The sequence below is a fragment of the Nonomuraea sp. NPDC050153 genome (assembly GCF_044460125.1).
GTDB lineage: Bacteria > Actinomycetota > Actinomycetes > Streptosporangiales > Streptosporangiaceae > Nonomuraea.
Genome location: NZ_JBITJQ010000016.1, coordinates 128057 through 140021 on the forward strand (window position 1 = coordinate 128057; position 11965 = coordinate 140021).

The 11965-nt window shown below is 69.2% G+C and carries 14 protein-coding genes; 9 read left to right on the forward strand and 5 right to left on the reverse strand.

Annotated elements, in window-relative coordinates; all coding sequences use genetic code 11:
• Nucleotides 1-23 precede the first annotated feature (23 nt).
• Nucleotides 24-656 carry a DUF305 domain-containing protein gene (locus tag ACIBQ1_RS33775; protein ID WP_397283355.1) on the forward strand — a complete coding sequence of 211 codons (633 nt, stop codon included), beginning with the start codon at nt 24-26 and terminating at the stop codon, nt 654-656.
• A 340-nt stretch (nt 657-996) separates the two neighbouring features.
• On the opposite strand, the gene ACIBQ1_RS33780 is transcribed toward ACIBQ1_RS33775, so the two are convergent.
• Both ACIBQ1_RS33780 and ACIBQ1_RS33785 read right to left on the reverse strand, forming a co-directional pair.
• Nucleotides 997-2235 (reverse strand): MalY/PatB family protein, encoded by a 1239-nt coding sequence (locus ACIBQ1_RS33780; RefSeq protein ID WP_397283356.1) that lies wholly within the window; start codon nt 2233-2235, stop codon nt 997-999.
• A 46-nt stretch (nt 2236-2281) separates the two neighbouring features.
• Nucleotides 2282-3277, reverse strand: coding sequence for an alcohol dehydrogenase catalytic domain-containing protein (locus tag ACIBQ1_RS33785; protein WP_397283357.1), 996 nt, complete (start codon nt 3275-3277; stop codon nt 2282-2284).
• 141 nt (nt 3278-3418) lie between these two features.
• Here ACIBQ1_RS33785 and ACIBQ1_RS33790 point away from each other — a divergent pair, with 141 nt between their 5' ends.
• From ACIBQ1_RS33790 to ACIBQ1_RS33800, 3 genes are all read left to right on the forward strand, one after another.
• Nucleotides 3419-3865 (forward strand): LysR family transcriptional regulator, encoded by a 447-nt coding sequence (locus tag ACIBQ1_RS33790; RefSeq protein ID WP_397283358.1) that lies wholly within the window; start codon nt 3419-3421, stop codon nt 3863-3865.
• A gap of 8 nt (nt 3866-3873) precedes the next feature.
• Nucleotides 3874-4305 carry a LysR substrate-binding domain-containing protein gene (locus ACIBQ1_RS33795; protein WP_397283359.1) on the forward strand — a complete coding sequence of 144 codons (432 nt, stop codon included), beginning with the start codon at nt 3874-3876 and terminating at the stop codon, nt 4303-4305.
• Between the two features lie 109 nt (nt 4306-4414).
• Entirely contained in the window at nt 4415-4696 is a 282-nt protein-coding gene (locus ACIBQ1_RS33800) for a hypothetical protein (protein WP_397283360.1), read from the forward strand.
• A 326-nt stretch (nt 4697-5022) separates the two neighbouring features.
• On the opposite strand, the gene ACIBQ1_RS33805 is transcribed toward ACIBQ1_RS33800, so the two are convergent.
• On the reverse strand, nt 5023-5337 hold the full coding sequence (locus tag ACIBQ1_RS33805; RefSeq protein WP_397283361.1) for a hypothetical protein: 315 nt from the start codon (nt 5335-5337) through the stop codon (nt 5023-5025).
• A gap of 624 nt (nt 5338-5961) precedes the next feature.
• Here ACIBQ1_RS33805 and ACIBQ1_RS33810 point away from each other — a divergent pair.
• Both ACIBQ1_RS33810 and ACIBQ1_RS33815 read left to right on the forward strand, forming a co-directional pair.
• Complete coding sequence (locus ACIBQ1_RS33810; protein WP_397283362.1) at nt 5962-6390, forward strand: extracellular solute-binding protein; 429 nt, start codon at nt 5962-5964, stop codon at nt 6388-6390.
• Nucleotides 6350-8077, forward strand: coding sequence for a nucleoside hydrolase-like domain-containing protein (locus ACIBQ1_RS33815; protein WP_397283363.1), 1728 nt, complete (start codon nt 6350-6352; stop codon nt 8075-8077). Before ACIBQ1_RS33810 ends, ACIBQ1_RS33815 begins: the two co-directional genes overlap by 41 nt.
• Nucleotides 8078-8168: 91 nt before the next feature.
• Here ACIBQ1_RS33815 and ACIBQ1_RS33820 read toward each other — a convergent pair whose 3' ends face one another.
• The gene (locus ACIBQ1_RS33820; protein WP_397283364.1) at nt 8169-8534 is read right to left on the reverse strand and encodes a hypothetical protein; all 366 of its coding nucleotides are present in this window, start codon (nt 8532-8534) and stop codon (nt 8169-8171) included.
• 23 nt (nt 8535-8557) lie between these two features.
• Here ACIBQ1_RS33820 and ACIBQ1_RS33825 point away from each other — a divergent pair, with 23 nt between their 5' ends.
• Entirely contained in the window at nt 8558-8998 is a 441-nt protein-coding gene (locus ACIBQ1_RS33825) for an SDR family NAD(P)-dependent oxidoreductase (protein ID WP_397283365.1), read from the forward strand.
• A 143-nt stretch (nt 8999-9141) separates the two neighbouring features.
• Here the strand turns inward: ACIBQ1_RS33825 and ACIBQ1_RS33830 are convergent, their stop codons facing one another.
• Nucleotides 9142-10038 carry a helix-turn-helix transcriptional regulator gene (locus tag ACIBQ1_RS33830; RefSeq protein WP_397283366.1) on the reverse strand — a complete coding sequence of 299 codons (897 nt, stop codon included), beginning with the start codon at nt 10036-10038 and terminating at the stop codon, nt 9142-9144.
• Nucleotides 10039-10208: 170 nt separating this feature from the next.
• Here ACIBQ1_RS33830 and ACIBQ1_RS33835 point away from each other — a divergent pair, with 170 nt between their 5' ends.
• Together ACIBQ1_RS33835 and ACIBQ1_RS33840 are read left to right on the forward strand one after the other, a co-directional pair.
• Nucleotides 10209-10553, forward strand: a complete 345-nt coding sequence (locus ACIBQ1_RS33835) for a carboxymuconolactone decarboxylase family protein (protein ID WP_397283367.1) — start codon at nt 10209-10211, stop codon at nt 10551-10553.
• Between the two features lie 158 nt (nt 10554-10711).
• Nucleotides 10712-11701 carry an aldo/keto reductase gene (locus tag ACIBQ1_RS33840; protein WP_397283368.1) on the forward strand — a complete coding sequence of 330 codons (990 nt, stop codon included), beginning with the start codon at nt 10712-10714 and terminating at the stop codon, nt 11699-11701.
• Nucleotides 11702-11965 lie beyond the last annotated feature (264 nt).

Here is an 11965-nt window from a genome sequence, read left to right on the forward strand (position 1 = left end):
CCTCCATCACCGAAGGAAACACCATGTTCACGAATATGAGGATCCCGGCTGCCACCGCGGCGGCCGGAGCAGTGCTCGCGCTGGTCGCCGGCTGCGGCGGCGCCGACAGCGGCTCGACGGGGCCCGACATGGCCACCATGCACAGCAGCGCGCCCGCCACGACGACGACGGCCGCCGCCTCGCCGACGGCGTCGTTCAACGACGCGGACGCGACGTTCGCGCAGATGATGATCCCGCATCACGAGCAGGCGGTCGAGATGGCCGACCTGGCCGAGACCCGGGCCTCCGACAAGGAGGTCAAGGAGCTGGCCGCGAAGATCAAGGCCGCGCAGGATCCGGAGATCCAGACCATGAAGGGCTGGCTCACCCAGTGGGGCAAGCCGCTGCCGTCCGGCGGCATGGACCACGGGATGGGCCATGACATGCCCGGCATGATGTCCGCTGACGACATGAAGAAGCTGGAGGCCGCCAAGGGCGCGGCGTTCGACCGGCAGTTCGCCGAGCTGATGATCGCCCATCACAACGGCGCGATCGAGATGGCGCGTACCGAGCAGTCGCAGGGCTCCAACGCCGAGGCCAAGGAGCTGGCGAAGACCATCGAGAGCGCCCAACAGGCCGAGGTCGCCCAAATGCGGAAGATCCTCGACCGCCTCTAGAGACGCCGCCCCGCCGCCCGGCACGGACCCCCGTGCCGGGGTGGCGGGCCACGGTGCACCACCGAGATGACCCACTGCCCGTCCCCGTCGAAGGAGCCGCCGACCGTAGGCTCGGCGCCGTCGGGCGTAACGCGAGCGGTGAGCTCGACATCGGTGAAGGGGCGTAGCCAAGGTGGCCGGGCTTTGGGGAGAAGGGCGGTGGCGGGTGACCTCGATCGAGCGCACGGCGTATCCGCGGTTCAAGCGGCTGATCACGGCGCGGGAACCGCATGTGCCCTGCGCGAACTCGTGGGGAACGCCACCGTCGGGACCTGTCAGCCGGCCGACGACGCGGTGACCCCTACCGGCTGTTGATCGCGGTCGTCAGGCGGCGGAGGGCCTCGTCGACGGTGGCCCGGGGGCAGCCGAGGTTGACGCGCAGGTAGCCGTGGCCTTCCGTGCCGAACTTCTGGCCTTTGTCGAACCAGAGGCGGGCTCGGGTGAGCATGAACGTGTCCAGCGTCTGCGGGTCCATCCCCAGCCCCCGGCAGTCCATCCAGGCCAGGTAGAGGGAGTCCGCGCGCAGGACGTTCAGCTGCGGCAGGGTGCCGTTGACGGTGTGGGCGAAGTGGGCGTGATTGCCGCGCAGGTAGTCGAGCATCTCCTCCAGCCACGGTTCACCGTGGGTGTAGGCGGCTTCGGCGGCGACCATGCCCAGCACGTTCACCAGGGGGAAGAGGTTGCGCTCGTACTGGCGGGCGAGTTCTTCGCGCAGGCGCGGGTCGGGGACGAACACGTTGGCGCTTTGCAGGCCGGGAAGGTTGAACGTCTTGCTCGGCGCGGTGCAGGTGATGCTGTTGCGCGCGAACTGTTCGCCCAGGGAGGCGAAGGGGAGGTGGCGCTTGGCCGGGTTGATGATCAGGTCCTGGTGGATCTCGTCGGAGATCACCAGCACGTCGTGGCGGGCGCAGATCTCGCCCATGGTCCGCAGCTCTTCTTCGGTCCAGACGTTGCCGGTGGGGTTGTGCGGGTGGCTCAGGATGAACAGCCTGGTGTCGGGGCGGATCGCCGCCTCGAACACCGCCGCGTCGAACCGGTAACCGTCCTCGACGCGCGTCAGCGGAGCGTAGGCGAGGTGGCGGCCGTTGAGGCGAACGTCGTCGTGGAAGTGCGCGTACACGGGCGGCTGGATGAGGATCGAGTCCCCGGGGGCCGAGAATGCCTGCACGGCGGTCTTGAGCGTGGTGATGATCCCGGCGGTCTGCATGACCCACTCCCGCGGGACGTCCCAGCCGAAGCGCCTGGCCTGCCAGCCGGTGATCGCCTCCAGGTAGCTGTCCGTGGCGCCGCCGGGATAGCCGAACACCCCGTACTCGACCGCCTCGTGGAGAGCGTCGCGCACCGCCGGTGGCGCTTTGAAGTCCGTGTCCGCCACCCACATCGGCAGCGGATCGGCCGCTGCTTGGTCGGGGGACAGCAGCGCGTGCGCGTAGGCCCACTTCATCGAGTTCGACCGGCGACGGTCGACCACCTCGTCGAAGATGGACGGGCGGGCTGTGGGAGACGGTCTGGTCAGGGTTTCGGCGGGGTCGTTGTTCACTTCAGCTCCTTGAAGGCCAAGGGCATCCCGATCGCGTCGATCGGGATCAGGGCTCCAGCACGAACCGGTAGCGGGCTCGTCCTTCGCGCAGCCGGCGCACCGCGAGGTCGGCCTGCTCCAGCGGCAGGCGTTCGAGGCGCGGCCGGATGTCGTTGGCGGCCGCGAAGCGCATGGCGTCCTCGACATCGGCGGGGGTGCCGGTGAGGTGGCCGGTGACGACCTGCGTCTTCATCACCAACTGCGCGACAGGTACCCGGATGGCTCCGCCGTCGACGCCGATCAGGGTGAGCCGTCCGCGCAGGCGCAGACCGTCCAGCAACGCGCTGATCGGGTCGGAGGCAGGCGCCGTGCAAAGGATCAGGTCGGCGCCGCCGAGTTCCGCCAGCGTCCGGCCCGCGTCGTGTGCCGTGGCGTCGATGTAGTGGCGGGCCCCCAGTTCGGTGGCGTCGTGCGCGCGGTCGGTGCCGCGGGCGATGGCGACGACCTCGTGCCCCATGCGGGCGGCGAACTGCACGGCGAGATGGCCCAGACCACCGAGGCCGTACACGGCGACCCGGGAGCCCGGCGGCAGGCCGGCCTCGCGGAGCGCGGTGAACGTGGTCACGCCGGCACACCCCATCGGCGCCGCGTCAGCCACGCTCAATCCGTCGGGGATCCGGGCGAGCGCCTCGACGGGAACCGTCACCATGTCGGCCCAGCCTCCCGGGTAGGACAGGCCCGGGATCCGGCGTTGCCGGCAGTGCACCTGGTCGCCGGTGCGGCACGCGTGGCAGTGGCCGCAGCTGCCGCCGAACCAGCCGACCGCGACCCGATCGCCCGGTCTCCAGCCGGCGGCGGGTGCGCCGGTCGTGTCGATCACGCCGGCGATCTCATGTCCCGCAGTGATCGGGAAACCGCCGGCGGGTTCGGAGGCGCTCACGGTGCCGAGGTCGGCGCCGCACACCCCACTGGCGGCCACCCGCACGCGGACCCAGCCGGGTTCCGGATCGGTGGTCGCCACCTCGACGGGGCGAAGCGGGGCGCCGGGTTCGGTGACCGCCATGCGGCGGAACATGGTCGGCAACGCTGCTTTCCCCTCTGTCGTCGAAGCGCGTGCCCACGCGCTCCTGGCATTCACGAACGATATGGCCGGCCGTTTGGTGCGGGTAGGTGGGCGGCGTGAATCGGGTGATAACCTCCGGTTATGGCTGAGCGGTTGAACCCGGAGGCGTTGCGGTATGCGCGATCGGTGGCGCACGCCCGGTCGTTCTCGGCGGCCGCGCGCGCTCACGGGATCACGCAGCCTGCGTTGTCGAACGCGGTCGCCCGGCTGGAGGAGCGCCTCGGGGTGCGGTTGTTCGAGCGGTCCACCCGGGGGGTGACCTTGACCGCAGAGGCGGTACGCCTGATCCCGCTGGTCGACACCGCTCTGTCGGCGCTGGATGCGATCACCGCCGAGGCGCGGCGGATGGCCGACCCGCAGGCTCCGCGCATCCGTCTGGGCGTGTCCCCGCTGATCAGCCCGGACCTGGTCGCCCGAGCCTTCAGCGCCGTCCGCCGGCTGCCGGTCCCGGGGGATCTGGTGCTGCGGGAGGCCAACATGGCCGACCTGCACGACGCGCTCACCGAGGGGATCTCGACATCATCCTGATCCCGTCGGTGAACCCGCTGCCCCGCTTCGAGCACCGCATCATCCACTCCGAGCCGGTCGTCGTGATCGACACCCACGCACAGGCGTCGTCGGCGGTCGAGCTCAACGACACCGCAGACGCGCAGTTCATCCTGGTCCCCGACGCGTGTGGCCTGACCCGGTTCACCACCCAGCTGTTCTGTGGGCACGACCTGCCGCTGCGCGCCTACCCGGGCGAGGCGGGCGGCTACCAGGTCCTCGAGCAGTGGGTCGGCCTCGGCCTGGGCACGGCGATCCTGCCCGAGTCCAAGGTGTCGGACACCGGCCTCACCGCCCGCCCGCTGGTCCACGACGGCCTGCCGGTCGAGTTGTTCTACGAGGCCGTGTGGGACCCCACCTCTCGCTACGCAGCCGACCTGAGCCGGCTCGTCGCCTCACTCAGCGATAACCGTCAGATATAGCGATATTCGCATCGCCGCGCTACCGGCCGCTCGGCCTCGGGCATAGCTTCGGCGCATGGTCACGGCCCACGCCGTGGCCACCGCACTCGGACCCGAAACGAGGACCCCCATGGCCTACCTTCAGATCACCCTGGACGTCAGCGCGGATGACCGTGCCGCCGCGGCCGGCGTCTACCAGCGCTACAAGCAGCCGTTCCTGGACACGGTCGCGGGCGCCACGAGCAAGGAACTGCTGGTTCGCGACGAGGACGTGCAGGTCCTGCACGGGTTCGCCGCCACCGCCGACGCGCAGGCGTACCTGTCCACCGAGCTGTTCACCCAGGACGTCGTCACCGCTCTGCGGCCCTACCTGAACGGGGCTCCGGACGTGCGCATCTACGAGACCCCCTGACGCTGCCGCCACCAACGGTGGTGATGTCCCATCACGCGGTTCGTGTGCACACCGAGCATCGCGGTCGGGCCGCCGGGCCGGCAGTGCCTGCCGCACCACTGTCATCGACGGCGGCGCAGCCCTCGGCATCGACATCGACGTCGTCCACTGAGCCCCCGCCACCAGCGGATTCACTGTGACCGCTGAGCCGGCAGGCCGTGCTGTGACAGTCGGTCACCACGAGGCAAGGGGCGGGGCAGCGCCGCTCCCGGCGGCCGGCGACCGCCCATCACATTCGTGCGGCGCCCGAGGGAGGAGAGGGAGGGCACCACCGGGCCGGCCGAGACTCAATGCCATGAATGCCGGCATTCTGGGCTTAAGAGAACCGGGATCTTGCCCTGGACGGTACCGGCCGGCAGATCGTCGACGGATCCGTGGCCGGAAAGCCCGCCCAGCAGGCTCAGGCCCGGCACGAGCAGCGCGAACGTGTACCGGAACCGGCCCGGCAGAGCCCGGACGGCGGTACCCGCCACGAGCAGGACCGACGATTCGAGGAACTCCAGTTGGCCGCTGGAGACTTCGCTTTTACGGGTCTTGTTATGGAGCGTCGACAAAGCAGGCAAGTCGGTGCGGGGCCTAAGTGATGACTTATTATAGTTCATCCCTGTTTCGTGCTGGCGAGGAGGCGGCCGGAACGTTCGCTTGGTTCAACGAGCAAGGCTTCCGCGCGGACATCCTCGCGCTGGCAGCCTATGAACATGTCCAGCTCCGCCGAGGCGAAGAAGCCGCACTGGGCCAAGGTGGGCGGCGGCCGTGTCCCCGGGCCGCTGCTCGGATGCGCTCGACCGTCTTGCGATGGGCGGCCGCTCGCGCCGGATCAGGGGGAAGCATCGGCATCATCGAATTGAATATCCATTCCATAGCGACTGGGTGCATTTAGAACGCTACGACCCGTCAGTGAATTTGTGTCGACGAACAGTTGCACGCCGGCTTCTTGACGCCCGCATGTCGCCGACGTTACATTCCGACTGAATAACAAGGCGGCATTGAATAGAAATTCAACTCCTTACCATGTTTTTCCATCGACCATTGGACCGGTGGAAACGTCGTCTCGGCGGCGTTTGCATGCCCGAATGGGCCCTCAATGGCATTCGCCGGTCGCCACTGAATATCTAACAATGCTCCTCTCCCCGCTCTTGGAGACGCACATGAACACCCTGAGCAAAGTCGCGGCGCCGGCAGTCTCCGTGCTGCTACTGCCCGCATGCAGCGGTCGCGTAGAAGACATGACCGGTGCGGCCGGCGGGGGGCAGGTCATGCCGAGCCGGTGGATGGTCACGCAGAACGCCGACACCGCGACCGACGCGCTGAAGTCGATCGTCTCCGACTTCGAGAAGCAGAACCCGAACATCAAGGTGGACCTGCGGTTCCGAGCCGTGGACGCCCACAAGGACGCACTGCGCACGACCGCCGGCAGCACTTCGGGGCCGGACATCTCCTGCAACTGGGCGGGTCCCGGGCTCGGAGGCGAGCTGGTCAAGTCGGGCGTGAGCCTCGACCTCAGCAAGTACTGCCAGCAGTACCAGTGGAACAACCGGTTCAACTCCGCCACGCTGTCCGCGTTCACCCAGTACGGCGGCCATCACGGCATCCCCTGGACGCAAGGCGGCCGCCATGTTCAACTCCGGCAAGTCGGCGATGCAGATCGAGGGTGACTGGTTCACCCAGCTGAACGTCGACGCCGGCGACGATCAGAACAACGTGGGCGTCCTCTCCTCCGTTCAGCCGGCCGTGCGCCCGATGCGCGCACGGCCCACCTTCCCAGTGGATCGCTCCTATCGAAGGAGAATCATGTCCAACCCCCCGCGCGCCCGTGCGCGTCGCCTGGCGATCGCCACCATGGCCGCCCTGGCCGCGACCACCCTCACCCGAACCGCACACGCCGAGCCCGCCACCTCCGAAGCCGCCCTCACCTCCGCCTCCACCACCGCAGCGCCGGCGACCTGGGCGCACGACGTCAAGCCGCGTGTCATCGTGACGCAGGACGGTGAGGTCGACGACATGGACTCGTTCATCCGTTTCCTCTACTACGCCAACGAGTTCGACATCGCCGGCATCGTCTACTCCAGCTCCCGATTCCACTGGGCGGGCGACGGCGCGGCCGTTCCGCCCTTCCGCTGGACCGGCACCGAGTGGGTCAACCACTACATCGACCTGTACGCCCACCTCTACCCGAACCTCCGCAAGCACGCCCAGGGCTACCCGACGCCCGCCGAGCTCCGCTCCCTCTACAAGATCGGCAACGTCGAGAACGTCAGCGAGATGACCAAGGTCACCGAAGGCTCCGAATGGATCAAGCAGGTGATCCTCGACAACAAGCCCGGCCCGGTCTACGTACAGACGTGGGGCGGGCTCAACACCCTCGCCCGGGCGCTGAAGTCGATCCAGGAGCAGTACGAAGGCACGCGCCGATGGCCGGCGATCCAGCGCAAGGTCAGCGACAAGCTGGTCATCTACAACATCCTCAACCAGGACTCCGCCCTCGCCGACTACATCCGGCCCAACTGGCCGAACGTGAAGGTCATCGACAACCAGTCGCAGTTCTGGAGCTTCGCCTACTTCTGGAAGCCGACCGTGCCGCAGCCCTTCCAGTACACGCTGCGCGCGCCGTACCTGGAGAGCAACTTCCTCAACGACCACGGCGACCTGCTGAAGCAGTACCGCACCTACCGCGACGGCAACCCGACCCCGGGCGACGACCAGAACAACCGCTGGAGGCCCGAAGCCAGCCAGGCCAACCAGAACCTCGGCTACGACGTCCACGACTTCATCTCCGAGGGCGATTCCCCGGCGTTCATGCACCTGCTGAACTTCAACGGCCTGAGATCATCAGAAAACCCGACCTATGGCGGATGGGGCGGCCGCTTCGCCCCCACCGCCTCCGGCTGGCTCGACACCACCGACGCCAACCCCCACACCACCAACCCGGCCGACCGTTACTACCCCCAGACCCGCTGGGTCGAGGACCTCCAGAACGACTTCGCCGCCCGCGCCGACTGGGGCGTGAGCTCCTCCTACTCCCGGGCCAACCACAATCCGCAGGCCTCAGTACGTCCCGGCCTGGACCTGACCGCCCGGCCCGGCTCCACGATCACCCTTCGGGGCAAGGGCAAGGACCCTGACGGCGACCGGCTGTCGTACAAGTGGTGGCAGTACACCGACGCCGACACCTACGCGGGAACGGTCACCCTTGACGGCGCGGACAGGCCCGTTGCCTCCGTCACCGTCCCCACCGACGCCGCCCCCGGGGACACCATCCATCTCATCCTCGAGGTCAAGGACGACGGCACCCCTGCGCTGAAGCACTATCAGCGCGTCATCATCACGGTCGGCCGGCGGTAATCCACCCAGCATGCCGTGGTGGCGCCGGCGCGGAATCGCCGGCCGGGATCCGGGGGAGCCCGAGGGCGAGATCCCCTCGGGCGACCCGACCTCAGGGAGCCGGGCTCGCGCTCGCCGGCTCTTCCTGGCGGGCCAGCAGCCCGGAGATGGTCACCTCTACCGTCCGGCGCATCACCTCGGTGAAGTCGAGTCGCATGGCGGCCAGTGCCGGTTCGGAGGCGTAGGCGGCCAGCATCGCCTCTGACGGCCGGCTGCACGGCCAGGCCGTGGTGGCCATCAGCAGGGTCACTTCCACCATCCGGGGCGCGCCCTGGGCGCCGAGTTCGGGCAGGTGCCGCAGGACCAACTGGACCAGTGTCTCCATGGAATGCTTGGCGGCGTACTTGTGCCGGATGGCGACCTCGGTGGAGATGTTGTGCTCCAGCACGGCGGCCTGCGCGCTGAGCAGGTCGCACACTGGTCCGCGCCGCGCTTCCCGGCATGCTCGCCGCCGGCGAGGGCACCATCGTCACCGTCGCTTCACTGCTGGCCTTCAGCGCCGGCCAGGGCGACCCGCGGATGCCCCGGCGCACCCTGTACGTCGCCGCGAAGGCCGCCACCTTGGCGTTCACCCGCACGCTGGCCGGCGAACTCGCCGGCACCCCGGTCCGCACCCAGGTGGTGTGCCCCGGCGTGGTGGCCACAGACTGGAACAGCGGCGCCGGCCGCGAGATCCCCTGGGCCATGTCGCCTGTGGACGTGGCCTCGGCCAGCCTGGCCGGGCTGCGCCTGGGCGAGACCGTCTGCGCCCCCGGTCTGCAGGACCAGGCCGCCGCCCTGGACGCCCTGGACGCCGCCGAATCCGTCCTTCTCTCAGGAGGCAACCGTCCCACTCCGGCAACCCGCTACACCGCCCGTGCGGGCGACATGCCTGCTCTCTGACCGGGCCCGCCCGGTGCGTCGATCAGTGTCTGGCTGGGTGGTCCGCCGCAGGGCCCCGAGCCGGGCCTGCCGCCGGGGCCGCGGCTGACGAAGGAGGTCGAGGACGGCAGCGCTGACGGGGAACGGTTCATGGCCGGCGCGGATCAGGCCTTCGACGAGCGGGTCCGGTCGTTTTCCTGGGCCGGTTCGCTCTCGTCAACGGTGGAGGCCCAGCTGGCCAGGAGGGTGAGCGTGTCGTGGGCCGCGGTCCCGGGCTCTGCGCTGAAGGCGGTGAGCGTCAGACCGGGGTCGGCGGGCAGGGGCATGGCTTCGAAGGGCAGGCTGAGGTGCCCGACGACGGGGTGGTGGAAGTTCTTGACGCCGGTGTGGTGCAGGCGGACGTTGTGCGCGGCCCACAGGGCGCGGAATTCTTCGCTGCGGGTGGCGAGTTCGCCGACCAGGTCGGTCAGGGCCCGATCGTAGGGGTCACGGCCGGCTTCGGTACGCAGCAAGGCCACCGTGGTGTGGGCAGATTCCTCCCAGTCGGGGTAGAAGTCGCGGGCGCGGGGGTTGAGGAAGCGGAAGCGGGCGAGGTTGACGGGCCGGGCCGGGTCGTCGAAGACAGGCGCGTACAGGGCCCGGGCGAGCCGGTTGGCGGCGATGATGTCCAGGCGCCCGTTGCGGACGTAGGCGGCCGCGTCGGTCATCGAGTCGAGCAGGTGCTGGATGCCGGGCCGGATCTGCTGCTGGGCGGGACGGCGGCGGGCGCGGGGGCCGGCGTTGGCGGTTCGGGCCAGATCGAACAGATGGGCGCGTTCGGCCTCGTCCAGCCTCAGCGCGCGGGCCAGGGATTCCAGCACGCTTTCGGATACGCCGCTGAGGTTGCCGCGCTCCAGGCGGGCGTAATACTCGGCGCTGACGCCGGCGAGCATGGCGACCTCTTCGCGGCGCAGCCCCGGCACCCGCCGGTTGCCTCCGTAGACGGGCAGGCCCGCCTGCTGCGGGGTGATCTTGGCTCGCCGCGAGATCAGGAACTCGCGGACCTCACTGCGGTTGTCCATGTTTTCCCAGGATAGGCGCGGTTTTGGCGCCGTGGGGTGTTCTGCCGGTACAGGGAACAGCAGGAACTGTCTGGGCTGTCTCATCACCGGTTTGCTGGCTGGTGCCGGGGGTGCGCCTGCCGTTCGCCGTCTCCCCGAGCCTCACCAGACACCTATCGAAAGACGGAAACATGACGCAGAGTACGGGGAGCCCGCGGCCCGCGAGCGGCCAGAGCGGACTCGGCGACTTCGCGCCGAAGCTGGCCGAGCTGACCGATGAGGTGCTGTTCGGGGACGTGTGGGAGCGACCCGGGCTGTCGGCACGCGACCGCAGCCTGATGACCGTCACCGCCCTGGCCGCGCTGTATCGCACCGAGCAGTTGGGCTTCCACCTGCGCAAAGCGCTGGAGAACGGCCTGAGCAAGGACGAACTGGTCGAGGCCCTCACCCACCTGGCCTTCTACGCCGGCTGGCCCACCGCGATGAGCGCGGTCACCCAGCTGAAGACCATCATCGAGGAAGCAGGGGCTGTCTGACAGCAGCAGTCCCGCCGCCTCGCGCGAGGCTGCTGCGGTCCACGCGCATACGGCGGACGGGGCCGGCGCCCGGACCGACCACCAACGCCACCCAGCCGCTGCCACGGCAGGTGGCCGGCTTTGCCGGCAGCGGTGATTGATCAATGAAGGAGATGACGATGGACAAGCGCATTCTGGGACGCGACCTCGAGGTCTCGGCGATCGGCCTGGGCTGTATGGGCATGAGCCAGAGCTACGGCCCCAACCCGGGCAGCCGGCAGGAGATGATCGCGCTGGTGCGGGCGGCGGTGGAGCGGGGCGTCACGTTCTTCGACACCGCCGAGGTCTACGGGCCGTTCCTCAACGAGCGACTGGTCGGCGAAGCGCTCGCCCCCGTACGGGATCAGGTCGTGATCGCCACCAAGTTCGGGTTCGCCTTCGACGCCGACGGCCGCCAGAGCGGGCTGTCCAGCCGGCCCGAGCACATCCGGCAGGCCGTCGACGGCTCCCTCCAGCGGCTCGGCGTCGAGGTGATCGACCTGTACTACCAGCACCGCGTCGACCCGCAGGTGCCGATCGAGGACGTCGCCGGAGCGGTCAAAGAGCTCATCCAGCACGGCAAGGTCCGGCATTTCGGCATGTCCGAGGCGGCCGCCGCCACCATCCGCCGCGCTCATGCCGTCCAGCCCGTGACCGCCGTGCAGAGCGAGTACTCCCTGTGGTGGCGCAGGCCCGAGCAGGAGGTCCTGCCGGCCCTGGCGGAACTCGGCATCGGCTTCGTCCCCTACAGCCCGCTCGGCAAGGGCTTCCTCACCGGCACCGTCGACGCGGCCACCACGTTCGCCGGCGCCGACATCCGCGCGAGCATCCCGCGCTTCACCCCCGAGGCGAGGAGGGCGAACCGGGCGCTGGTCGACCTGCTGGCCGCCATCGCCCGGCGCAAGGGCGCCACTCCCGCCCAGATCGCCCTGGCCTGGCTGCTGGCCCAGCACCCGTGGATCGTCCCGATCCCCGGCACCCGCAGGCCGGAGCGCCTGGACGAGAACATCGCCGCCGCCCGCGTCGAGCTCACCGCCGACGACCTCGAACATATCGAGACCGCCGCCGCCAAGATCGACATCCAGGGTGGCCGCTACCCCGAACACCTCGAACGCATGACCGGCCTGTGACCTTGCCATCACCGCTTCAGCACCACCAGGGAAGGACATTCGCGTTCGACTGCCGAAGGATCAGCCGGCCCACACCTGACGAGCCGCTGAACGGGTCTCCAGCCCCGACGACCTCGAAGCATGCCCGGCGGCCGCGGTGACACACGCTGACGCCCCACAGTCGAGAACGATGAGCGCCGGGCTCGTCGAAGGAGGAGATCGAGGAGTCGGACACAAGCCGGGACCGGTCCCGAACGTGTGGCGCTACCTTGCGTCAATCAGCGG

Bases quoted from the DNA above. Each gene is read 5' to 3' on its own strand.
- ACIBQ1_RS33775 (WP_397283355.1), top strand. From the start codon at position 24: ATGTTCACGAATATGAGGATCCCGGCTGCCACCGCGGCGGCCGGAGCA.
- ACIBQ1_RS33785 (WP_397283357.1), bottom strand. From the start codon at position 3,277: ATGGCGGTCACCGAACCCGGCGCCCCGCTTCGCCCCGTCGAGGTGGCG.
- ACIBQ1_RS33790 (WP_397283358.1), top strand. From the start codon at position 3,419: ATGGCTGAGCGGTTGAACCCGGAGGCGTTGCGGTATGCGCGATCGGTG.
- ACIBQ1_RS33800 (WP_397283360.1), top strand. From the start codon at position 4,415: ATGGCCTACCTTCAGATCACCCTGGACGTCAGCGCGGATGACCGTGCC.
- ACIBQ1_RS33805 (WP_397283361.1), bottom strand. From the start codon at position 5,337: ATGAACTATAATAAGTCATCACTTAGGCCCCGCACCGACTTGCCTGCT.
- ACIBQ1_RS33810 (WP_397283362.1), top strand. From the start codon at position 5,962: ATGACCGGTGCGGCCGGCGGGGGGCAGGTCATGCCGAGCCGGTGGATG.
- ACIBQ1_RS33815 (WP_397283363.1), top strand. From the start codon at position 6,350: ATGTTCAACTCCGGCAAGTCGGCGATGCAGATCGAGGGTGACTGGTTC.
- ACIBQ1_RS33825 (WP_397283365.1), top strand. From the start codon at position 8,558: ATGCTCGCCGCCGGCGAGGGCACCATCGTCACCGTCGCTTCACTGCTG.
- ACIBQ1_RS33830 (WP_397283366.1), bottom strand. From the start codon at position 10,038: ATGGACAACCGCAGTGAGGTCCGCGAGTTCCTGATCTCGCGGCGAGCC.
- ACIBQ1_RS33835 (WP_397283367.1), top strand. From the start codon at position 10,209: ATGACGCAGAGTACGGGGAGCCCGCGGCCCGCGAGCGGCCAGAGCGGA.
- ACIBQ1_RS33840 (WP_397283368.1), top strand. From the start codon at position 10,712: ATGGACAAGCGCATTCTGGGACGCGACCTCGAGGTCTCGGCGATCGGC.